General features: G+C 49.9%; 15 protein-coding genes. 6 read left to right on the top strand and 9 right to left on the bottom strand.

Annotated elements, in window-relative coordinates:
* Positions 1-66: 66 nt before the first annotated feature.
* Positions 67-4,578, top strand: coding sequence for a family 16 glycosylhydrolase (locus WMO65_RS15045; protein WP_118743708.1), 4,512 nt, complete (start codon positions 67-69; stop codon positions 4,576-4,578).
* Positions 4,579-4,694: 116 nt separating this feature from the next.
* On the opposite strand, the gene WMO65_RS15040 is transcribed toward WMO65_RS15045, so the two are convergent.
* The 3 genes from WMO65_RS15040 to WMO65_RS15030 form a co-directional block, all read right to left on the bottom strand.
* A complete protein-coding gene (locus tag WMO65_RS15040; protein WP_033139810.1) occupies positions 4,695-6,098 on the bottom strand; it encodes a L,D-transpeptidase family protein in 1,404 nt (467 codons plus the stop codon).
* Positions 6,099-6,419: 321 nt separating this feature from the next.
* Positions 6,420-7,700, bottom strand: coding sequence for an aspartate aminotransferase type Ic (locus WMO65_RS15035; protein ID WP_033139811.1), 1,281 nt, complete (start codon positions 7,698-7,700; stop codon positions 6,420-6,422).
* A 212-nt stretch (positions 7,701-7,912) separates the two neighbouring features.
* On the bottom strand, positions 7,913-10,498 hold the full coding sequence (locus WMO65_RS15030; RefSeq protein WP_103731222.1) for a cation-translocating P-type ATPase: 2,586 nt from the start codon (positions 10,496-10,498) through the stop codon (positions 7,913-7,915).
* Between the two features lie 459 nt (positions 10,499-10,957).
* Here WMO65_RS15030 and WMO65_RS15025 point away from each other — a divergent pair, with 459 nt between their 5' ends.
* Entirely contained in the window at positions 10,958-11,824 is an 867-nt protein-coding gene (locus WMO65_RS15025; protein WP_118743707.1) for a class I SAM-dependent methyltransferase, read from the top strand.
* Positions 11,825-11,827: 3 nt separating this feature from the next.
* On the opposite strand, the gene WMO65_RS15020 is transcribed toward WMO65_RS15025, so the two are convergent.
* Entirely contained in the window at positions 11,828-13,255 is a 1,428-nt protein-coding gene (locus tag WMO65_RS15020) for a hypothetical protein (protein ID WP_118743706.1), read from the bottom strand.
* 269 nt (positions 13,256-13,524) lie between these two features.
* Between WMO65_RS15020 and WMO65_RS15015 the strand changes: the two genes are divergently transcribed.
* From WMO65_RS15015 to WMO65_RS15000, 4 genes are read left to right on the top strand one after another with little or no spacing between them, the layout of a single operon-like run.
* Positions 13,525-14,286, top strand: coding sequence for an SDR family NAD(P)-dependent oxidoreductase (locus tag WMO65_RS15015; protein ID WP_054351520.1), 762 nt, complete (start codon positions 13,525-13,527; stop codon positions 14,284-14,286).
* Positions 14,287-14,313: 27 nt separating this feature from the next.
* Positions 14,314-15,579, top strand: a complete 1,266-nt coding sequence (locus tag WMO65_RS15010) for an MFS transporter (protein ID WP_349064371.1) — start codon at positions 14,314-14,316, stop codon at positions 15,577-15,579.
* 29 nt (positions 15,580-15,608) lie between these two features.
* Positions 15,609-16,112: a nuclear transport factor 2 family protein gene (locus WMO65_RS15005; RefSeq protein ID WP_033139817.1), complete on the top strand. Its 504-nt coding sequence runs from the start codon at positions 15,609-15,611 to the stop codon at positions 16,110-16,112.
* Between the two features lie 13 nt (positions 16,113-16,125).
* Positions 16,126-18,039: an NAD(P)/FAD-dependent oxidoreductase gene (locus tag WMO65_RS15000; protein WP_118743704.1), complete on the top strand. Its 1,914-nt coding sequence runs from the start codon at positions 16,126-16,128 to the stop codon at positions 18,037-18,039.
* A 68-nt stretch (positions 18,040-18,107) separates the two neighbouring features.
* Here the strand turns inward: WMO65_RS15000 and WMO65_RS14995 are convergent, their stop codons facing one another.
* From WMO65_RS14995 to WMO65_RS14975, 5 genes are all read right to left on the bottom strand, one after another.
* On the bottom strand, positions 18,108-18,893 hold the full coding sequence (locus tag WMO65_RS14995; RefSeq protein WP_243107827.1) for a PepSY domain-containing protein: 786 nt from the start codon (positions 18,891-18,893) through the stop codon (positions 18,108-18,110).
* Between the two features lie 101 nt (positions 18,894-18,994).
* Positions 18,995-20,398, bottom strand: coding sequence for a sensor histidine kinase (locus WMO65_RS14990; RefSeq protein ID WP_349064369.1), 1,404 nt, complete (start codon positions 20,396-20,398; stop codon positions 18,995-18,997).
* Positions 20,395-21,069: a response regulator transcription factor gene (locus tag WMO65_RS14985; protein WP_054351515.1), complete on the bottom strand. Its 675-nt coding sequence runs from the start codon at positions 21,067-21,069 to the stop codon at positions 20,395-20,397. Before WMO65_RS14985 ends, WMO65_RS14990 begins: the two co-directional genes overlap by 4 nt.
* A 67-nt stretch (positions 21,070-21,136) precedes the next feature.
* Positions 21,137-21,409: a DUF1294 domain-containing protein gene (locus WMO65_RS14980; RefSeq protein WP_118743702.1), complete on the bottom strand. Its 273-nt coding sequence runs from the start codon at positions 21,407-21,409 to the stop codon at positions 21,137-21,139.
* Positions 21,406-22,419, bottom strand: coding sequence for an asparaginase (locus WMO65_RS14975; protein ID WP_118743701.1), 1,014 nt, complete (start codon positions 22,417-22,419; stop codon positions 21,406-21,408). Before WMO65_RS14975 ends, WMO65_RS14980 begins: the two co-directional genes overlap by 4 nt.
* Positions 22,420-22,451 lie beyond the last annotated feature (32 nt).

Below are 22,451 nucleotides of genomic sequence, written 5' to 3'. Positions count from 1 at the left end.
ATTATAGCATTATGCATGTCCGGTGAAAAGGGTAATGTAAAGCAGTATTAAGAAAGGAGCGCAAGTATGAAAAGAAACAAGAAAGCCTCTAAAGCCCTGTCGTTCTTCATGGCACTGGCACTGACCGCCGGAAATCTATCACCTGCCGCAGTCAAAGCCGATACCATAACCGTGGATAAAAATATCCTGCAGGGTCTGATTCCCACCACAAATGCTGAGGGAGGCATCACGAATCCCGAAGCTGCCACAGACGGCATCAACTACGACAGTGATGTGGATGCCAACAACACCCGGATCGATGCCGGGGCCGAAATCGGCGGTGATGACAATGGCTATTCCCAGTGGAATCCGGTATACCTTCAGTATGATTTCGGTGATGTATACAGCGTAAAAGCTGTGGATCTGTACCGAAACACTTATCCGGCTGCAACTTCCACCTTCAAGGATGTAAAGGTAGAAGTATCAACCTCTGAGGATTTCTCAGACAGTACCATCCTCTATGGAGATCCTGACGGGGAAGACTTTTTGGAAACCGTTGATACCAAAGGCGAATCTCAGTATCTGGCGCCTGAAACAGAGATTGAAGCCCGCTATCTCCGTGTATGGGGAAAAGGCCACTACATAGAAAACACAAACAGTGCATGGAAAGGCTACAGCAGCGGCGTCCTCTTCACAGAGATCGAAGTCATCGCTTCTGTGGAACAGGAACAGCCTGCCCCTGATCCGGATCCCGGTGATGATGAGGAAATGGTAGACGCCAACATTATGACCGGCCTGATTCCTACCTCCAATACACCTCACCAGATCGTAACCGGAGGTTCTACGGTTCCCCAGGTACAGATTCTGAACCCGGAAGCAGCCACCGACGGTGTGAGATCAGGCAGTGAGGATGATTCCAACAATACCAAGATCATTGCAGGCCAGGAAATCGGCGGTAATGACAACGGCTATTCCGGATGGGACCACGTCTATCTCCAGTATGATTTCGGTAAAGTCCGGGACGTTAAAGAGATCGACCTGTACCATAACACTTATCCCAATGCGGTTTCTACCTTCAAGGATGTAAAAGTAGAGCTCTCCTCCACAGAAGATTTTGCAGAAAGCACCATCGTATCCGATACGGCTGATTATGAGGAAACCACCTCCAACAAGGGACAGCCTCAGGTTATCACACTCCCGGAAACCGTATCTGCACAGTATATCCGTATCTGGCAGAGAGGACATTATATCCAGAATACCAACAGCTCATGGAAAGGCTACAGCAATGGCATTCTCTTTAATGAAATAGAAGTCATTGCCAGCATTCCGAAATCCGAAGTTCCCGCTCCGCCTCCCGAAGAAGAAGCGCAGAACATCGCCCTGGGCAAACTTCCATACGTCCGCGGTCTGACCCCTACTAATATAGAGGCGATCACAGACGGCGCAGTGAATGACAACTATGCAGTTCACAACAGCACCGGTGAACGCTGGCTGCAGTTTGAATACAAAAACGCATATCAGATGAAAGAGATCTGCTTCAAGCTTGAAGAGGGCACCTACCAGTCCGTTAAGGTCTCCGTATCCTCTTCTCCGACAAGCGCAGGCCAGACTGTATTCCAGGAGTATAACTGGACACAGGGTCCTGACATGCAGACCATCACCCTGGACACACCGGTCACAGGAAAATGCGTGCGCTTCACAGTAAACAAAGACAACAACAGCCCCACCAAATATTCCGAAGTGGAAATCTGGGCTACGGGAAAATCCTACGACGAATCCAAACCGGAATACACCGCACCGGATTCCAAATATGATACCCTTGTATGGGCAGATGAGTTTGACGGCGACAGCGTTGATGAATCCAAATGGAATATTATTGACGGCATGGCAAACCATGCAGCCATCTACAACAAAGGCGCAGTCAGCATCGTAAAGGATGGAGACGAAAGCTGCCTGGCTATCAACTCCAAAAACTATGAATCCACAGACGCGCTGATCGACGCTGTAGGCTGGGATCAGTACGGCTCACAGGAACTGGCAGAGAAAGTCACATGGTCATCCGGCCGTCTGGAGTCCAAGAATAAGTTCTCCTTCCAGTTCGGACGCATGGCAGTCCGCGCGAAACCAAACGATTCCAAGGGTATCTGGCCTGCTATCTGGATGCTGTGCCAGGATGAGACAGGACATGACGAGATCGACGTGCTGGAATACCTGGGACAGGATGCATGGTCAGCCTGGACCACCAACCATTTCGGTATTCTGGGCTACAACAAAGGCTCTCACGGTATTGCCACCAACAATTATGAAGCATGGTGCCAGGATTTCCATGTATTTGAAGTAGAATGGGATCCGGAGGCTATCACCTTCTTTATCGACGGTAACCAGGTACACAAAACTACCCAGGCCAAAGATGACGGCAGAGACGGCATGCACACACGCCCCATGTTCCCGATTCTGGAAACACAGGTAGGCGACGGCTGGGTCGGCGATGTGGACTACAGCAAACAGGATACAAAACAGGACAGTGATTTCCTGGTTGACTGGGTACGCGTATACCAGACCGAATGTCAGGCAGTTGCACGCTTTGACGATCTGACAGATATTTCGGGCGGAACAAATGACGACTACTTTATCAGTGCATCCTCCGCAACAGACGGTCTTATGACACTCACAAAAGGAGATGCTCCTTATGAGGACAAAGACAACTTCTATTACGGCGGACAGCCAAGATACGAAGACAGCAGAGTTGCCGTAAAAGAGAACGCAGAAGATCAGTCCCTTGTATATAAAATCCCGGGTGTAAAAGACGCGCATCTGACAGCTTACTATCAGACGCTCAGCGACTATGCCGTATGGGACGGAAGCGCATGGACAGACAAAGGCAAATGCATAAGGGAAACACTGCAGAATGGCGCCTCCCTTGATTTCCGGGTATACACTTCTCCGAACGGAAAAGACTGGACTAAGTTTGAAAACGTAACAACTGTAAACAACTTCCCGGAAGCTTATCCGAGCTATGCCCGCATCACATTTGACGCTTACGGACTTCCGGAAGATACTAATTATGTAAAAGTTACCTTCCCGAATTATAAAGGTGTCACATACACTCTGAATTCAGGCGAAGTGAAAGAAGTACAGAACACAGATATCCAGCTTGCAAAGGTAACCTTCCTTCAGGATCAGCAGGAAGCGGCTGATAAATCTGCTCTGGAAGCAGTCATCGCAGAAGCTGAGGCATTAAATGCTGAAGATTATACCACAGAAAGCTGGAACAGCTTATCAGATGCCCTGACTGCGGGAAAAGCACTTATGGACGATGCTTCGGCTTTCGCTGAAGAAATAGAGGATGCTGCCGCAGCGATCCGCAGTGCCATCGACGGCCTGGAAGTTAAGCCGGAAGCAGACAAAACCGCACTGAAAACACTTCTGGACAAAGCGGCAAAATTAAAGAAAAGCGATTATACCGCTGCATCCTGGAAGACCCTTACAAAAGCTGTCGAAAAAGGCAGACAGGTTCTGGATGATAAGAAAGCTTCCGATAAAGACATTGCTGATGCAGCAACTTCTATCCAGAAAGCTATGGACAATCTCAAAAAAGTCACCAAGACAAATACTGCATCCTTAAAAGCCGCACTGGACAAGGCTGCAAAACTGAAACAGAGTGACTACACTGCATCTTCCTGGAAGAATCTCACTAAAGCAGTCGATGCAGGCAAAAAAGTATTAAATAACAAAAAAGCTTCTCAGAAAGATATTGACAAAGCTGCCAACAGCATTCAGAAAGCTATCTCTAATCTGAAAAAAGCCGCAAGAGGTGTTTGGAAACAAAATGCCAAAGGCTGGTGGTATGACTACGGCAACGGAAAATGGCCTGCAGGCAAATGGGAATCCATTGACGGCAAATGGTATGCATTTGACGCAGACGGATACATGCGCACAGGCTGGTTCCGCGAAGGAAATACCTGGTACTATCTGACAAATTCAGGCGCTATGGCTACCGGATGGGTCAAAGTAGGCTGCTACTGGTATTATCTCCACAATAACGGCGCTATGGCTACCGGATGGGTCAGCGTAAACGGTACCTGGTATTATCTTACAAATTCAGGCGCTATGGCTACCGGATGGATCAAATCAGGCCAGACCTGGTATTACCTCACATCCTCAGGCGCTATGGCTACCGGATGGATCAAACCGGGAAATGACTGGTATTATCTCACATCCTCAGGTGCTATGGCTACCGGATGGGCGAAAGTAGACGAAAGCTGGTATTATCTCACAAGCTCAGGTGCTATGGCTACCGGATGGATCAGACTGGGAAATAACTGGTATTACCTCAACGCATCCGGCCGCATGGCTACCGGATGGGTCAAACTCGGCAGCAGCTGGTACTATCTCACATCCTCAGGTGCTATGGCTACCGGCTGGATCAAAGACAGCGGAAAATGGTACTACCTGACATTCTCAGGTGCTATGGCTACCGGATGGATCAAGGTAAACGGAACCTGGTATTACTTAAACGGCTCAGGCGCTATGGCTGAAAACACATGGATTGGCAATTATTATGTCAACTCAAGCGGTGCCTGGACGAAAACCCGATAAATAAATTTTGGCAGCACCACTCACTTTCCCGGGGGAAACGGAATCCACAAAGTTCCCTTCCTCCGGGGAACATGAAAGCAGGCAGGCAGGTGAAAATTCACCTGCCTGCCTTTCTATCAGTATACCACAACCGGCACACCTTTTTCTATGTTGTTATAAATCTTCTCCGCATTGGACGGCGGCGTATTGACACAGCCGTGGGAGCCGTTGTTGATGTATTCAGAACCTCCGAAGCTGTCTCTCCAGTCCGCGTCATGGATTCCCGTGTTGGCATAGAAGGGCATCCAGTATTGAACCGGTGAGGAATAATTTTCGCCTACCAGTGTGGCATTTCTTTCTTTATACATAATGCCGTAGATTCCCGTATGGGTATCCCATCCCTGATTGTGGTTTCCTGTGACTACATCGGTGCTCACCAGAAGCTGTCCATCCTTGTAGAACCACATGTGCTGTGCCTGAAGGCTGATCTCCACGTATGTATTTCCAATATCATTGGTATCCCTCACATAGCCTCTGTAGGTATACTCAGGCTCCATGGTCTGGGACTGGCCGCTCTTTATAGCCTCAACCAGTTTGGCAGTGGTGTCATTTCTTGCGATGAGCCAGCCGTAATCACCGCCGCTGACTGTGATGGTCTCCCCTGTGGAGGTCACAAACTGACGGGGATAGCCGAAGGTGTCATATTTCTTTGCCATTTCCACCACATACTCTTTTGCTTTCTCCTCATCCAGAACCACATCACCGTTCTCGTCCGTGGTAAGCCAGTTCTTGATCACATCCTTGTTCACCACTTCCTGCCTGTCAGAGAAATCAAAGGTCACGGTAACGCCCAGATATGCATTGCTCTGGTCCCGCTGTTTGATCAGATTCTCGTCCGTGCTGTATACTGTGGGCTTCAGATAACAGTCCTCAGCCTCCAGATCCAGCTCCGTCTTTCCTCCGTCAATGGCTTTCAGGATCTGTTCTTTTACCTTGTCCTTATCCAGGGCATTTCCCATCACCTCAGGGACAATCTCATATCCCGTATCCGTATCACCCAGGTAAGCATCTGCGGGCTGCGTGATATTCGCCTCCTGGAATGCCTCCAGGGCATCCACTGCCGCGTACAGCATATCTTTGTCATAGGTCGTGGTGGCTGACATATCATAATCGTTCTGATGCGCAAATGACAGGAACCATAGAAACGGATTCTGCTTGTCCTTCAGCTCCTGGATCTTGCCGTCATCCACATACTGCATGTTCATCTGTGACGCCACTATGGATTCTGTCCTGCCGTCCCGCTCCTTTAAATGCAGGGTATAGGATGCGATCTCATCCACAATGCTGTCCTCTACAGCCTCCACGCTCTTGCCGGAGGCATTCATTCCGTTTATCTGGGAACCCAGATAGAAATGTTTGGTAAAGTATACGACACCGGCTATGTATCCAAGCACCATAAGTGCAATATATCCAATCAGTATGCCCAGTACAATTTTCTTTGCCTTCGTGTACTTACCCTTTTTCCCTTTCTTTTTTTTCATAACCTCTACCCCTTATGTTATAACTTTTTCTATCCGTAACGGTTCAGACGTCTGTTCCGCCACGTGTATCCGCCCATTGTAAATTGCTCTGCAACGGGACAAATACCTGTCCTTCGTTTTCTATTCTATTTCATTTTGATTGTCGAAGTAAAGTGTTTTATGCAAAATTCATTAAAATATCACATTTCTGTAAATTATCCGAAATTTACAGATACTTCTGTAACGAAATAGAAATACTGCTTCACACAATAAGGCAGAACCTCTGCTGTTCTGCAAAAGTTCTGCCCTGTTTTATCATACGCTATGTCTGTTCTGCAGGATTTATTCTGCCAGAAGTTTGTCTATGCTGACCAGTTTTACACTGAGTACAAAAATCTCTGTAGCAAGCTGCAGTTCCTCCGGTGTAGGGAAGCTGGGTGCAATACGAATGTTGCTGTCATGAGGGTCAACGCCGTATGGGAAGGTTGCGCCTGCCTCTGTCATCTTCACGCCCGCCTCTGCTGCCTTGGCTACGATATCCTTTGCACAGCCCTCCATGGAGTCAAAGGAGATGAAGTATCCGCCCTTGGGTGTGGTCCATGTTCCGATTCCTGCCCCGCCGATCTCTTTCTCCAGTGTGTTCTCCACTGCCTCGAATTTCGGACGCAGAATCTCCGCGTGTTTTCTCATATGCTCGTGCATGCCCTCAATGTCCTTGAAGAAGCGCACATGTCTTAACTGGTTGATCTTGTCATGGCCGATGGTCTGGATCGCCATATGTTTTCTGAAATCAGCCAGGTTTCTCGGAGAAGACGCAACGGCTGCAATACCGGAGCCAGGGAAGCTGACTTTTGAAGTGGAAATGAATTTGTACGCCAGGTCCGGATTGCCTGCTTTCTCACATTCCTCCAGAATCTCCAGAAGGAAATCCTGCTCCTCATATAAATGATGGATGCAGTATGCATTATCCCAGAAAATACGGAAATCTTCCGCTGCCGGTTTCAGTCTGGCAAAGCGTTTTACAGTCTCCTCAGAGTAGGTGATACCCTGCGGATTGGAATATTTCGGCACACACCACACACCCTTGATGGCCGGGTCAGCGCTTACCAGTTCCTCTATCATATCCATGTCCGGGCCTGTGGGAGTCATGGGAACTGTGATCATCTCTATGCCGAAATATTCTGTGATCTTAAAGTGACGGTCATATCCCGGTGCAGGGCACAGGAATTTTACTTTATCTAACTTGCACCACGGAGTGCTGCCGCATACACCGTGAGTCATGGAACGGGAAACGGTGTCGAACATAACGTTCAGACTGGAATTGCCGAAGATCACAATCTGGTCTGCGGAAACCTCAGTCATGGCTCCCAGCAGTCTTCTTGCTTCCGGAATACCATCCAGCAGACCGTAGTTACGGCAGTCAATCCCTGTTTCACATTTCAGTTTATCGGTGCTCTTTAACTCCTCCAGCATATCCATTGCCAGCTCAAGCTGCTTCTTGGACGGTTTTCCTCTGGACATATCCAGATTCAGTCCTTTTGCTTTTACTTCCTCAAATTGTTTTTCCAAATCGGCTTTCATAGCCTGCAGCTGCTCTCTGCTCAGTTCTTTATACGGCGTCATGGCTCTCCTCCTGGTAATCTTCATAATTTTAATCACTGCCCCGGTAAAGTGTTCCGTGCAGCTCTTCTGCAATTATGCTTCGTTATGTGGTATTGTATGATAGAATATGACTTAATGTCAAGAACTTCTTGCATTTTTGGTAATTTTTTCCCCTTTTTATCGGGTTTATGGTTTTTTATATGCAATTTAACAAATGAAATCCTGCATTTTCCTCACTGTCGCTTTCTTCTGCCGCTGATAAGCCCGGGCAGGAGCAGTATCTCGTGCATAAGAAGCGGAATAGCGGAAATGCCCAGCAGCCACTGCCACTCCCCAAAGGAGAGCTGCACCGTCTGAAATGCCTGCACAAAATACGGTACCTCCGTGACCATGACCTGAAGGGCAAGCCCCAGGAAAAATGCCAGTATCATGAATGGATTATCCAGATGGTTCATTCTGAGTACGGACTTATCCCTGTCACGCATTCCTATGGCGTGGAAGAGCTGGGATACCCCCAGTACGGTAAAGGCATAGGTCTGCCCGCCCCTGTGGAAGGCATAAAGAGTAATGGCGCTGATCAGCATACCGTAAAATACAGTGAACAGCCAGCCCCCATGGGCAAACAACCCTTCATTGGGGTCTCTGGGCTTCTTCCTCATGAGAGACGCCGGATCATTTTTATCAACTCCCAGGGCCAGCGCAGGCAGGGAGTCTGTGATCAGGTTCACCCAAAGGATATGACTTGCCTTCAAGGGCGTCTCCAGGGAAAGCAGGACTGCCACAAACATAGTGATGATCTCGCCAAAGTTGGAGGACAAAAGGAACAGAATGGATTTCTTGATGTTCACGTAAATGCCTCTGCCCTCTTCCATGGCCTTCTCAATGGTGGAAAAGTTGTCATCTGTCAGCACCATATCCGCCGCATTTTTTGCCACATCCGTGCCGTTTCTGCCCATAGCAATCCCGATGTCAGCGGCCTGCAGGGACGGCGCGTCGTTGACACCGTCTCCGGTCATGGCTACAATCTGTCCGTTTTTCCGGAAACGGCTGACAATCTTCACCTTATGGGCCGGGGTCACGCGGGCAAATACCCGCAGGTCTTTCATTTTTTTAGCAAAGCGCTCCTCGCTCATATTGTCCAGCTCCGCGCCGGTGACGCACTGGTCCATGGAGTCCGCGATACCGATTTTTTTGGCAACTGCCAGAGCTGTGTCTTTGTAATCCCCAGTGATCATCGCCACCTGTACCCCTGCCTTTTTCAGAGTGCGGATGGACTGGGTGACTTCTTTTCTGGGCGGGTCCATCATGCCGGCCATTCCAGCGAACACCAGGCTGCCTGTGAGGGCTGACTCGCTCTTATCTTTTACATGTTCCTTATAAGCAAGGGCCAGCACACGCAGTCCGTCCTGAGCCATTCCCTCCATTGCCATGCGGATCTTCATGCGCTGCACTTCTGTCATGGGAACCGCTTTGCCCCGGACTGCCACAAACGCGCAGCGTTCCAGAAGGTAATCACAGGCCCCCTTCACATAGACCGTCTCGTTGCTGCCGTCTCTGTGTACGGTTGCCATGTATTTTCGTTCTGAGTCAAAGGGGATTTCATAGGTACGTGGATATTGTTCCTTTAATTTCTCCCGGTTATACCCCATTTCCTCACCCATATGGAGAAGGGCAAGTTCTGTGGAGTCACCAATCTCCTGTTTTCCCAGCATACTGTTGTTGCACAGAAGAAAGCCCTCCATCAGGCGGGGAAATTCCCTGCGGCGGACTTGTGACAGAGGAAGCTTGCGGTCATCGCCGTAGATTTCCACTACCTTCATCTTGTTTTCTGTGAGGGTACCTGTTTTGTCGGAACAGATGATGCCCACTGAGCCAAGAGTCTCCACTGCGGGAAGCTTCCTTATAATGGTGTTGACCTTTACCATGCGGGCAACGCCCAGAGCAAGGACAATGGTAACCACAGCGGGAAGGCCCTCCGGTATGGCTGCAACAGCCAGGGAAATGGCTACCAGAAGCATCTGCAGAATGTTCCTGTGCTGGACAACGCCCAGAAGGAAAAGGGCTGCGCAGAGGACAACTGCCACAATGCTGAGGATTTTCCCCAGGTCACCCAGGCGTTTCTGCAGTGGTGTCAGCTCTGTCGGGGTGTCGTTGATCATGCCGGCTATCTTGCCAAGCTCTGTCTCCATGCCGGTGGCTACCACAATGCCCTCGGCGCTTCCCTTCATGGCTTCGGTTGACATAAATGCGATGTTCTTCCACTCTGCCATGGGGATTCCCTGGGACAACACGGTATCTGTCTTTTGGACCGGCATGGACTCGCCGGTGAGGGCTGACTCGTTTGTGTGGAAACCTTGTACTTTTATGAGACGGATATCTGCCGGTACCTGGTCTCCTGCCTCTATCTTGACCAGGTCTCCGGGGACGACAAAGGATGCGGGAATCTTCTTGTAAATACCGTCACGTTTGACGACTGCGGATGGGGCTGTCATTTTCTTTAAGGCATCCATGGCTTTTTTTGCTCTGCCCTCCTGGATGACGCCTACGGTGGTGTTCAGGGCTATGACTACAAAAATAATAGCTGTATCGCTGAACTGGCGGAGGAGCATGGAGATTGCGGCGGCCATGAACAGGATAAATATCATGGGGTCGTTGAGCTGTTCCATGATCATGTCCAGAATTGTCTGGTCTTTGCCTTTTTTGAGTATGTTTTCTCCGGACTGGCGGAGTCTCTCGTCAGCCTCGGTGGAGGAGAGGCCGGTGGATGAGTGGGTGTGGAAGGTTTCTTCTAATTGGGGGGTTGTAAATGATTCGTACATGGGTTCACCTCCTTGGATAATGTATGCTTGACTTTTTTGGGTTAGACTAGGTATAGTTATATAGATAAGGGGGGACGGGAGCTTGCGCGCGGGAGGGAGGGGGATGTCGTTTGCTTTCGTATGAAGCCGATTTCTACACTTTGCGGAGATTGTGCGTCTGTATCGGACTTGAAAGTCCGCTTCAGACGCACAATCTCCGCAAAGTGTAGCCTCGGAATACATACAGCAATGCAAATGACATCCCCCTCCCTCCCGCGCGCAAGCTCCCTGGTTACGATAAACTGGAGGAAAAAGAAAAAGAGAAAAGATTTTTTAGATTCTGGTTTTGCAGAAGATAGGGCGTAGTGGTTGAGGAGCTTAAGGTTTTTGAAAGATGAAAAGGGAATGGAATGCTTGTAGGGAAGAGGGCAGTTTTGAGCTGCGGAATAAAGAATAAAAGAAGATTGAGAGGATTATAGTATGTGGATTGCTGATGGATGGAAGGATTATGAGATTATTGATACTTCTGATGGGGAGAAGCTGGAGAGATGGGGGGATTATCTGCTGGTGAGGCCGGATCCGCAGGTGATCTGGGATACGCCCAGGAAGAACAGCGGGTGGAAGAAGATGAATGGGCATTATCACCGGAGTAAGAAGGGGGGAGGGGAATGGGAGTTTTTTGATCTGCCGGAACAGTGGTGTATTCGGTATGGGAAGCTTACGTTTAACCTGAAACCTTTCAGTTTTAAGCATACCGGGCTTTTTCCGGAGCAGGCGGTGAACTGGGACTGGTTTTCCAAAAAGATCCGGGAAGCCGGAAGGCCGGTTAAAGTGCTGAATCTCTTTGCCTATACGGGAGGGGCAACTCTGGCTGCCGCCGCCGCCGGGGCTGCGGTCACGCATGTGGATGCCTCTAAGGGGATGGTTTCCTGGGCTAAGGAAAATGCTGTGTCCTCCGGGCTTGGAGATGCGCCGATCCGGTGGCTGGTGGATGACTGTGTGAAATTCGTGGAACGGGAGATACGCAGGGGAAATCATTATGATGCCATTATCATGGACCCGCCGTCTTACGGAAGAGGACCTAAAGGCGAAATCTGGAAGATTGAAGAAGCGATTCATCCGCTGATCAAGCTGTGTGCACAGCTTCTCAGTGACAAACCGCTTTTCTTCCTGGTGAATTCTTATACCACCGGACTTGCGCCGGCAGTGCTGACTTATATGCTGGCTACAGAACTGAAAAAGTCCCATGGCAGGGTGGATTCCCAGGAGATCGGGCTGCCCGTCAGGGAAAGCGGACTGGTGCTGCCCTGCGGCGCTTCCGGTCGCTGGGAATGTGTTGATAAATAAGTGTTATGAGATGAATTTCAGGCCCTGCCTCAGAAAGTCCATGACTTTTTGACCGCGGAGCAGATACTCATCACCGGCGTTTTCTATATGCCGGTAAAATTCGTTGAACTGATCTATGAGTTTCTTTGAGAAAAAACGGTAGTAGCCGGATATTCCATTCTGGACAGCCATGGCAAATACGGTGTCCCGGCAGAAGTAAATGGTACTCTGCAGGTCGTCGTATCCGATATATGGATTGTTGTTTTCCAGAAGGAAAATCCGGATGCTGCTGTTTTTTTCTAACTCTTCTATGAGGTGGGTGATGTGACGAACACGCCATTCCCGCTCCACTTCCGCCTCTTTCCCGAAAATGTTGATCTTGCCGTCAAAGATATAGTCCATGAGTGTGGACTTATATACCACCGCTGTGACCGGTGCCTGAAAGGAGTTCCTGTTCATGTTGTACTGAAGAAGGGCACTTTCCTGATCCCCGGTGTATTTCCTGCAGAGCTCCCAGAGCATGTCATCGGGCAGATGGATGATATGCATGGAGCGCAGAAGATAGCGGTATTCGTTCTGCATCATATAGTCAAAGATATATTTTTCCTGGTACATTTTATGTACGGAGTATTCTTCCACCAGAGGTTTCCTGGAGATGAGGCAGGCATATGCCGCTTCGTAGTAGGCATTGACCAGAGGGAGGCTTCTTATGACCGTGGTATATTTTTCCCTGGTGAACGGCTCCTGTATCTCAGTGACAAGAAGGCCGTTCTTTATGACCAGCACGGGAATGTCCGCGTGCTCGTGGGGCAGTTCGTAGAAATCATACCGGACGGAATGGATGGCATTCAGGTACATGGCTATACAGCGGCAGTAGGCGTCTGTCTGGTTTTTGAATTTCTCCATGTCTATAAACTGGTGGATTCGGACTGTGATGCCTCTTTTCTCAAGCGCCTCCAGCTTTTTAAAAAAGTCATTTTCCTTTGTCACGTACTCCTGGAAGGGGCAGGTCACTATAATGTCCACGTCCCTCTCCGCACGGCTGCAGAGCTCATAGATCATTCCGCCCACGGCACCGGCCACAGTCTCCTGGTCCTGCCAGAGGGAGTCATAGGAAATCCGCTCCTGCACCTTTCTGTGCTCTTCCTTTTGTTCCTTCTGCTTCAGGAGCGACTGAAGAAGGCATTTTTCCAGGGCCTTTTCCAGTCCTGCTCCGTCATATTCCAGTCCCAGAACTTCTTTTATTTCTTTTTGCTGGGCTGCCTCTGTGTTGACGGCAAAGAAATGAGCCATTTTCCCAAACAGCTCCTCTGCATTTCTGGACGAGGGCAGTTTTGCACCGCTCTGCCATTTGCTGATATAGGAGACATCGTATCCCATTCTGTCTGCCAGAACCTGCGGTTTTACATTCGAGATACGAATCAATTTCTGTAGTAGTGCACTGAATTCCATGGCGTTCCTCCTCCTGATACATCAACCGGCTCTTTAATTGGAATTATATCAAATTCGTGTGATAAAAGCAATTTCACCTGTGAAATTATTGACAATTATTGACTTAAATGAAACTTTGACAATTCATTTTCCTCTGCTTTCCTTCATCCTCAGTCCTTTGTATTTCCGCCGCGCCTGGGATATGCTTGGTACATAGGGAAAATAAAGCAAAATATCTTCCCTGACAATGCTGGACTTCAGCAAACATAAAAAATGAGGAGGTAACTATTATGGGTCGTATGGAAAACAAGGTCGCTGTCATTACAGGTGCCGGCGGGGGACTGTGTGAAGGGATCGCCAGAAGCTTTGCCAGAGAAGGGGCAAAGGTCGTATTGGTGGACAAGAAACCCGTTGTTCTGGAAAAAGCTAAGGAAATCTGTGAAGATGGGGGCGAAGCTCTTGGACTGAACCTGGACATATCCGTGGAAGCGAACTGGAAAATCATTCTGGAAGAGACGCTCAGGAAATTCCAGACCTGCAATGTGCTGGTGAACGGTGCCGCCGAATTCTCACTGACAGGTGATTGGAACAGCGGACATCCCGGATTCCTGGAAAACTGGGATATTGTCTATAAGGCAAATGTTATGGGGCTTGTGTACTCTGTTCAGACCTTTGTGCCGTATTTTATCGAACAGGGAGGTGGAACTGTCATGAACTTCACTTCCTCCACGGGTATCACTTATGTGGGAAGCGGCTGCCAGGCTTACCCGGCTTCCAAAGCTGCCATCAAGATCATCACTCAGGATATGGCTGCACAGCATGCCAAAGACCACGTGCGCTTCAACTGTGTGGCCCCTAATTTCTGCTATACACCGGAAAATGATGAGATCTACACAAAGTTCCACGACTGGTTCCTGAAAGATACCCCTCTGGGATTCCTTGGTTCTGTGGAAGACGTGGCAAACTGCGCCCTTTACCTGTGCTCAGATGAATCCAAATATATCACAGGCGTATGCATTCCCATCGACGGCGGATACACAGCCTGCCATTAGGCGTTCATCACGAGGGAGGATACTTTTATGGCACAGACAAAAACTAAGAATTTCTATGGGTGGAAGATCGTAGTCTGCTGTTTCTTGATTTCCATGTTCGCCATGGGTATCATCAGCAATACCATATCCTTTTATATGAAACCCGTATGTGAGACACTGGGATGCTCTTATGTACAGTTTTCGTTCATCAATGTGGTGAGCTGCATCACCAGTATGCTGGCTGCCATCCTGCTGGCTCCTAAGATCGAAGGCGGAAATGTAAGAATGATCATGCTGGTATCCGCGGCAGCCGCCGGGCTGGGGTTCGGACTGCAGGGCATGGCTACACATATCTGGCACTTTTATGTATTATTCGGTATCACCAATCTGGGAATCGGGGGACTGACCTCCCTTCCTATCAACTACCTGATCACAAACTGGTTCAAGGACAAAAAGGGACTTGCCGCTTCCCTGGCCTTCTCCGGAGCCGGCATCGGCGGAATCTTCTGGTCCCCTGCAGTGTCGGCTATGATCGGGAAACTGGGCTGGCGGAATTCCCTCTTCCTGTCAGGTGCGGCTGTTGTGATCGTCAGTGTCCTGGCATGTCTCTTTATCCGGAAGACGCCGGCTGAAATGGGACAGGAACCTTACACCAACCGTGATTCACAGCCGAAGGAAACACAAAAAGCTGCCAGGGCACCCGCATGGGAAGGTGTTACAAGAAAGACAGCAGTGGCCTCCCCGGCATTCTGGGTCTTTGTCCTCTCCCTGATCTGCATGGGAATGCTGGCCGCAGGCGTCATGACCCAGGTTCCCACCTATTTCTCAGAGATTGGCCTCAGTTATGCGGGAATCATGGCCCTGTTCAGCGGAGTCTCTATACTCGGCAACATACTGGGCGGTATGATTTTTGATAAACTCGGCCTCATGGGGGGCATGGCATTTACCTGTATCTGCAATGTGCTGGCACTTGTATGCCTGCTCATCTCAGGTAAGAACACATTCTTTGCATACCTGTTCGCCGCAGCGATCGGTATGGGCATGGTGATCTCCATGCTGGGGCCGCCGCTTATGACCTCAGGGCTTTTCGGTACAAAAGAATACGCCAGGATCTACAGCATCAGCAACGCTTTTTTCCTGGCCGGCTGCATGATCGGCCCCATGCTCTCCAGCGGACTGCGGACAGCTACCGGCTCTTACACTGCAGCGTGGAGTGTTTACATAGCTATTTCTATTTGCTGCTTCGTATTTGCGTTCATTGCGCATGGACTGAGCAGGTCATTTAAAAATAAGGGATATACAGACAACATATAAAACAGTGATTGATTAAGGAGGAAAATATTATGAATATACCGGCTGACGAACAGATCATGAGTTTGGCAAAAGAGGTTCTGGCATTTGCAGGACACGACTACACCCCGGAACAATTAACAGAGATTCCCAAGATTCTGGCTACCAAGAACAAATATTGGTGGTGCGTGGATATGCAGCTCTGGGATATGATGCCTGAGGTTTATGTGGAACCCTTTGAATTTTATTCCAACGGGCATAAGGTTCCCGTCAAAGATATCGCTGACCAGGTAAAACGCGCCAGCACCGTATGCGATGATTCCATGGTCCCCATACATATGGGCCACAATCCCATCGTGCAGTTCACCGGTGAAAAAACAGCCCGCGTACTCACCCGTCTCAATGACTACCACACCTATAAGGATGACGATTCCACTTATGAGGGATGGGCATTTTATGTAGATGATTTTGTAAAATGTGATGACGGCGTATGGCGCATACAGACCCTGCGCCTGACTTACAGAAAGATCCTCGGCGCGCTGAGGACACAGGGATAAAGGAGGAAATCTAATGAAGCTCACACAGCCTGTTTCTATTGGAAACCTGACACTGAAGAACCGCATGGTCATGGCCCCCATGGGGGTTGACCTCGGGAATTATGACGAACGCACCAGGGCTTATTACCTGGCCCGGGCAAAAGGCGGTATCGGCATGATCCTCTGCAACACACTGGCCACACCGGAAATCGAGGGGATGTGCCCCTCTTCCCTTCTCGATGCGGACAGTTATGAAGATTTCCGGGACATGACAGAGAATGCCCATCGTTTTAACTGCCGGGTCTGCGTACAGATCCATCCCGGCAACGGAAGGATCACCACACCGCCGCCGGGAAGAGACAAACCCCTCGGTGCCTCGGCTGTACCCTGGATGGACCCCAGGGTCATCTGCGAGGAGATCACAAGAGATGAGATCCGAATCATTGAAGACGGATTTCGCAGGACTGCCCGCTATGCCAAAAAGGCCGGCGCAGATGCCATTGAAATTCACGCTTACGGCGGATATCTCACTGACCAGTTCCTGACAAAACGCTGGAATGTCCGTACAGATGAGTACGGCGGTGACCTGACCGGAAGAATGCGCTTCCTTACGGATCTGATTGAAATTGTAAAGACCGATCTGGGAGAAGATTTCCCGTTGATCGTAAAATTTACGCCATGTCATTATCTGCCGGCGGAAGCAGGTTACAGGGATATGGACGAGGGTCTTGAGATTGCAAGACGGCTGGAAGCCCTTGGTGTACATGCACTCCATGTGGATGCCGGATGCCATGACAACTGGTTCATGGCTATGCCGCCTGTATACCAGCAGGAACAGGTACTGCAGCTTCGCAGTGCGCACGCTGTCCGAAATGCAGTGGGCATACCGGTCATCTCCCATGGCCGCCTGAACAATATCTCCAAGGCAGAATATGCTCTGGAACATGGAGATCTGGATATCGTAGCCATTGGCCGCGGACTGTTAGCTGACCCGGAACTCCCCAATAAACTGACAGCCCATGAAACGGATAAGATTCGTCCCTGCATCTCCTGCAATGAAGGATGTATTGCCAGAGTCTGCGCAGGACAGAGCGTCCAGTGCGCTGTCAATCCCAATGCCGGGCTGGAAGGCGTTAATGATCTGAATCCTGCCGAGGCACCAAAGAAAGTCCTCGTTGTAGGTGCCGGCCCCGCAGGCTGTACGGCGGCAATCACGGCGGCTCGGGCCGGTCATCAGGTAGAACTCTGGGAAAAGAGGGAGCGTATCGGCGGAAATGTACTTGCCGCATCCCGTCCTTCTTTTAAAGCAGATATGGCAAACCTGCTCTCCTATTACCAGAACGAGCTGACAAGACTGCAGGTTCCGGTGAAATTCTGTATGGAAGCTGACAAGGCTGCTGTGGATACTTTGAAACCCGATGTGGTCATCTGGGCAGCCGGAGGCAGACCAATCGCTCCCGGCTCCATCGAAGGCATTCACGGAGACAATGTGTGCACAGCCATTGACGCCCTGCTCAATAATGCGCTTCTGGGCGAAAATATAGCCGTTATCGGCGGAGGCCTTGTAGGACTGGAGACAGCAGTTGATCTGACCCAGAGAGGCAAGAAGGTGACTGTAGTGGAAATGGCACCCAAACTTTTGCCGGAACCGGTATTTATGCAGAACATGATGATGATCATGGGACTGGTGAAAAAATATCAGATACCTTCACAGGTCAATACAAGGCTGCTGAAAATAGAACCTGACGGTATTGTTGTCCAAAAGGAAAACGGCGAGGAGAAAATCCCCTGTGATACCGTAGTCCTTGCCATGGGCTTCCGGCCGGATGACTCTGTATATGAGGAAATTGCCGGAGACTACAAGACTGTGAAAGTGGGAGACTGCGTATCCGCAAGAAAGGTTTATAATGCGGTACATGAAGCTTATGACGCAGTGAGAGAACTGTAATAATTGACACTTTACATACGACAGGGGAGGACTCCCGTATATGGAGATCCTCCCCTGTTTTTTGTTGTTTAATTCCGCTCCTCGCTCCATTCCAGGAAGTCACCGGTGGCGGCGTCAATCTCGAACTCATATTCCGTACCGTTGTAGTAGATATCACCTTCGTAAATCATCTTTCCGTCATCATCATCCAGCTTTATGCGCAGATCCTTCTCACTGGCTCCCTGCACCTTTGCAAGAGCTGCCGCGGATGCCTCCTCCTGGCTTACTGCCGGGTTCAGGTCTGATGCGCTGTCCTTGTTAAAATCATTTTCAATCTCAAAATCAGAGCTTAATATTTCGCCTGTAGAAGCGTCGATCTCATAATCATATTCCTTATTATCGGAATAAAATTCCACATCGTAGACCTGACGTCCGTCATCATGGTCTTTTTTCACGCGGATTCCCGTGATCTGTTCCTCCGTCACACCGGCATCGGAGAGAGCTGTCTTCCTGGCCTCATCCTCGGTGACTGCAGAGGCTGTGCCGCTCTGGGAACCCCTGCCGGCTGCCTGGCCTGCTCCATTCTGGGAATCACTGCCGGCTGCCTGACCTGCTCCATTCTGGGAATCACTGTCGGCTGCCTGGCCTGCTCCATTCTGGGAATCACTGCTGTTTCCTGACTCCTGGCCTGTTTTCTTCCGGGAACTGCTGCTGTTCCCAGACTCCTGGTCCGTTCCATTCTGGGAACCACTGCTTTCAGACGTCTGGTCTGTGCCCTGCATGGCATTCTGGTTGGTTCCCGTACCGCCGCAGGCTGTCAAAAGCGCTGCGGAAATGACTGCTGCCATCATAAATGTAATATATTTTTTTCTCATACGATAAACTCCTTTCATACTTTGTATATCCAGCGGACACATCCGCTATTCTTTGTATACGGTAAGTTTATCAGAGAAAGATTAAAAACAGATTAAAATCCTTAACTTTTTTTCTCTTTCGGAATTCGGAAGGTAAATCTGCTTCCCCTGCCCGGCTCACTTACAGCCTGTATTGTCCCCTTATGCACACTTATGATCCACTGCACCATGGAGAGCCCCAGCCCTGAGCTGCTGTTATTGTCCTGCGAGCTGTCGTTATTGTTCTGCGAACTCCCGTTATTACTCCGCGAGCTGTCGGCCCGGTAAAAACGTTCCCAGATGTGGGGCAGATCCCGGGCACTGATCCCAATTCCGTCATCTTCCACATATCCGGTAACCATATCCTCATCTTCCCAAAGCCCCATATGGATGCAGCCTCCCTCTTTCCCATATGTGACCGCATTCTGAAGAAGGTTGAGCCAAAGGCGGATCAGCAGGGTTTCATCTCCGCGCACCATGATATCGGGGCTGATTGCCGTTTCCAGCCGTATCCCTTTAGCCGCCGCGATACCTTCCATCTCCGCTGCTGCCATCTGGGAAAGCCCGGTAAAGTCCAGTATCTCCATTGTCACCTTCTCACGGCCCTGGTCTGCTCTGGACAGGAGAAGAAGCTGGGAGATCATCCGTGACAGGCTGTCTGCTTTTCTCTGGATAACCGTGATTTCCTCCCGCACCTCCCCGGAAAGCCCATCACGGGCAAGAAGGGCATCACACTGCATCAGAATAACGGAAAGAGGGGTGCGCAGCTCATGGGAAACATCCGAAGTGAACTGTTTCTCACGTTTCATACTGTCTTCAATCTGCCCAAGCAGACTGTCAAAAGTGGAGGCAAGGCGGTATATTTCATCCCTTCCCTCCCCCAGTCCGATCCTTCTGGACAGATCCTCCTCCTCCCGGATGGCAAGGACTGTCTCCGTTATATGGGCCACCGGACGAAGTGTTCTTCTTGTCATAAAGTACCCCAAAACGGCAGTGAGCACCACCAGAAGCGGAAGACAGATAAGCGCCAGGCGCAGGGTGATTCGGAAGCTCTCCTCCGCATCTGTTATGGAAATGGTTCCTCTCACCATCAGGTTCACATTCTCTTCCGGCGCATAGGACATATCAAGGACATAATATTCCACGCTCCCGGTCTTCTGTCTCCGCACCTGACCGTCCCGAAAATCCATGGACTGGTCAAATCCGTAAGGGATCTTGCCGTACAGCAGTGCTCCATCCATATCATACACAGAGAGATACACGCCGTTTTCCAACTCCAGGATATCCGAGTCAAAATCCAGCCTTCCATCTTCCCAGTCAATGTCATCAAAAGCTCCGGTCACACTTTCCCGCAGCCGGTTCTGGACAGAACTTAGTATCTCCCTGTTGCTGAGAGAAAACAGGACCGCCAGTACTGCACAGATATTCACGGTCATCAGAACTGTATAGAGAATCGTCAGTTTTTGTTTCAAAGACAGATTTTTCATATGGGTTCCCTCAGAACATACCCGGCACCCCGTACCGTATGGATGAGTTTTGGCTCAAATCCCTCGTCAATCTTCTTCCGCAGATACCGGATATAGACATCAATTACATTGGATCCCCCCGCGTAATCATAATTCCAGATATGCTGTTCCAGCTTCTCCCTGGACAGAACAATGCCCGCGTTCTGTATCAGATATCTGAGCACGGCAAATTCTCTGGACGAAAGGGTAATCTCCTTCTCTCCTCTGAAAACACGGCGGGTATCCAGATGCACATGCAGGTCCGCCACAGAGCACACGCTGCTCTTTTCCTTCTCAGGCTTCCGCAGCATGACGCGTATCCTGGCGGAAAGCTCCTCAAAGGCAAAGGGTTTTACCAGATAATCATCCGCCCCCAGATCCAGCCCTCTCACCCGGTCCTCCACGCTGTCCCTTGCGGTGAGAAGCAGCACCGGCGTGGTGTCCTTTTTCCTCCGCATGGTTTTCAGAACCTCCAGCCCATCCATCTTCGGCATCATAATATCCAGGATCACCGCATCATAACGGGCACAGGCCAAACAGTCCAGTGCCTCCTCCCCGTTGGTACAGGCGTCCACGCTGTAGCTCTCAGCGGTCAGCTTTTTCACCAGCAGGCGGTTCAGATCACGTTCATCCTCAGCGATCAATATACGCATCCTGTCACCTCTACTTTCCTATGATGTACCCTGCCGCTGCCCGGAGAACTTTCCTTTCATCTCCGTGTCATCTGCTGTACCACAGCCATCCCGCCGCAAACAGGACCTGGACAGCCAGGATAAGGGGCAGGCCCAGCCTGAATTTTTTATGCAGGGTCTTATGCCGGAAGAAATCCATGCCGCAGACAGCTCCCACAGAACCGCCAAGTACGGCCAAAAGCAGGAGCGTGGACTCGGGTATCCGGTACTTTTTATGTTTTGCCTTCCACTTGTCCATACCAAACATGGCAAAAGACACCACGTTTATGACAAGCAGCCAGGCGGCTATGAATTTTATCATTCCATCTCTTTCTCAGGTATTTTGATCTCACCTGCCAGATTTTTATAGAACATCTCCTCGATTTTCTTTCTTTCCCAGTGTTTGCCCAGTATCCACATAACCTTGGTGACAATGGCCTCTGTGCTCATATCATATCCCTGGAAAGCACCGGCCTTGAGAGCCGCTTTGCCGGTCTCATATACGGAAAGGTTGCTGCCCTCATAAGGACACTGGCTTTTCACTACAACAATCATTCCCTTGTCGATCACCAGGCGCAGCTCGTCCAGCACCTCGGAGGACAGAGTGGGAATCCCTCCCATTCCAAATGCCTCTATGATCAGTCCCCGGTACCCCTGTTCATACAGAAACTGAAATATCTTACCGTCAAATCCCGGTACCAGCTTGATGAGAAAGACCTTCTTCTCCAGCCTCCGCTCCAGAACGCAGGGGCCTGACGGGGCCGGAATGATATTTTTATAGATTTCCAGTCCCCTGGAATCCACCTCACCCACATAGGGATAATTGATACTCTCAAAAGCGTGGAAACTTCTCGTGCGCATCTTGCTGGCCCTGGTCCCCAGCATGATCTTTCTGTCAAATGCCAAAAATACGCCGGGCATGCCGCTGCCTGCCATATGGATAGCACATCTGCAGTTCTCCACCGCATCCGCCAGAGGATTTGTAATGGAGAGCTGGCTTCCGGTGATAACTACCGGAATAGGGATATTCAGCAGCATAAAGGACAGCACAGAGGAGGTGTAAGCCATGGTATCCGTGCCGTGGAAGATGACGATCCCGTCGTATTCCTTATATTTTTCATAGACAGCCTCTGCCATGGCCTGCCAGTTCTCCGGCTGGATGTTGGCGCTGTCAAGCTGGAACAGTTCGTAGAAATCCACCTGATAAAGGCTTGTGATATCAGAGATATAGGACAGGATATCTTTGCTGTTCAATCCGGGCAGCAGGCCGTTTTCGCTGCTGACACAGGCCAGAGTTCCACCTGTTGTTATTATCAGTATTTTCTTTTTCATTCGTCTTTTCCTCTTATTTTTTACTGTCCCCC

The organism is Blautia caccae, assembly GCF_040095955.1.
In the GTDB taxonomy this organism is placed as follows: Bacteria; Bacillota; Clostridia; order Lachnospirales; family Lachnospiraceae; genus Blautia; species Blautia celeris.
The sequence above is the reverse complement of the archived record's forward strand: the minus strand, read 5'-3'. Positions and strand labels throughout refer to the sequence as shown.

What these genes read in the sequence shown, in the direction of transcription:
- WMO65_RS15045 (WP_118743708.1), top strand. Translation starts at nt 67, where the DNA reads ATGAAAAGAAACAAGAAAGCCTCTAAAGCCCTGTCGTTCTTCATGGCA.
- WMO65_RS15040 (WP_033139810.1), bottom strand. Translation starts at nt 6,098, where the DNA reads ATGAAAAAAAAGAAAGGGAAAAAGGGTAAGTACACGAAGGCAAAGAAA.
- WMO65_RS15035 (WP_033139811.1), bottom strand. Translation starts at nt 7,700, where the DNA reads ATGACGCCGTATAAAGAACTGAGCAGAGAGCAGCTGCAGGCTATGAAA.
- WMO65_RS15030 (WP_103731222.1), bottom strand. Translation starts at nt 10,498, where the DNA reads ATGTACGAATCATTTACAACCCCCCAATTAGAAGAAACCTTCCACACC.
- WMO65_RS15025 (WP_118743707.1), top strand. Translation starts at nt 10,958, where the DNA reads ATGTGGATTGCTGATGGATGGAAGGATTATGAGATTATTGATACTTCT.
- WMO65_RS15020 (WP_118743706.1), bottom strand. Translation starts at nt 13,255, where the DNA reads ATGGAATTCAGTGCACTACTACAGAAATTGATTCGTATCTCGAATGTA.
- WMO65_RS15015 (WP_054351520.1), top strand. Translation starts at nt 13,525, where the DNA reads ATGGGTCGTATGGAAAACAAGGTCGCTGTCATTACAGGTGCCGGCGGG.
- WMO65_RS15010 (WP_349064371.1), top strand. Translation starts at nt 14,314, where the DNA reads ATGGCACAGACAAAAACTAAGAATTTCTATGGGTGGAAGATCGTAGTC.
- WMO65_RS15005 (WP_033139817.1), top strand. Translation starts at nt 15,609, where the DNA reads ATGAATATACCGGCTGACGAACAGATCATGAGTTTGGCAAAAGAGGTT.
- WMO65_RS15000 (WP_118743704.1), top strand. Translation starts at nt 16,126, where the DNA reads ATGAAGCTCACACAGCCTGTTTCTATTGGAAACCTGACACTGAAGAAC.
- WMO65_RS14995 (WP_243107827.1), bottom strand. Translation starts at nt 18,893, where the DNA reads ATGAGAAAAAAATATATTACATTTATGATGGCAGCAGTCATTTCCGCA.
- WMO65_RS14990 (WP_349064369.1), bottom strand. Translation starts at nt 20,398, where the DNA reads ATGAAAAATCTGTCTTTGAAACAAAAACTGACGATTCTCTATACAGTT.
- WMO65_RS14985 (WP_054351515.1), bottom strand. Translation starts at nt 21,069, where the DNA reads ATGCGTATATTGATCGCTGAGGATGAACGTGATCTGAACCGCCTGCTG.
- WMO65_RS14980 (WP_118743702.1), bottom strand. Translation starts at nt 21,409, where the DNA reads ATGATAAAATTCATAGCCGCCTGGCTGCTTGTCATAAACGTGGTGTCT.
- WMO65_RS14975 (WP_118743701.1), bottom strand. Translation starts at nt 22,419, where the DNA reads ATGAAAAAGAAAATACTGATAATAACAACAGGTGGAACTCTGGCCTGT.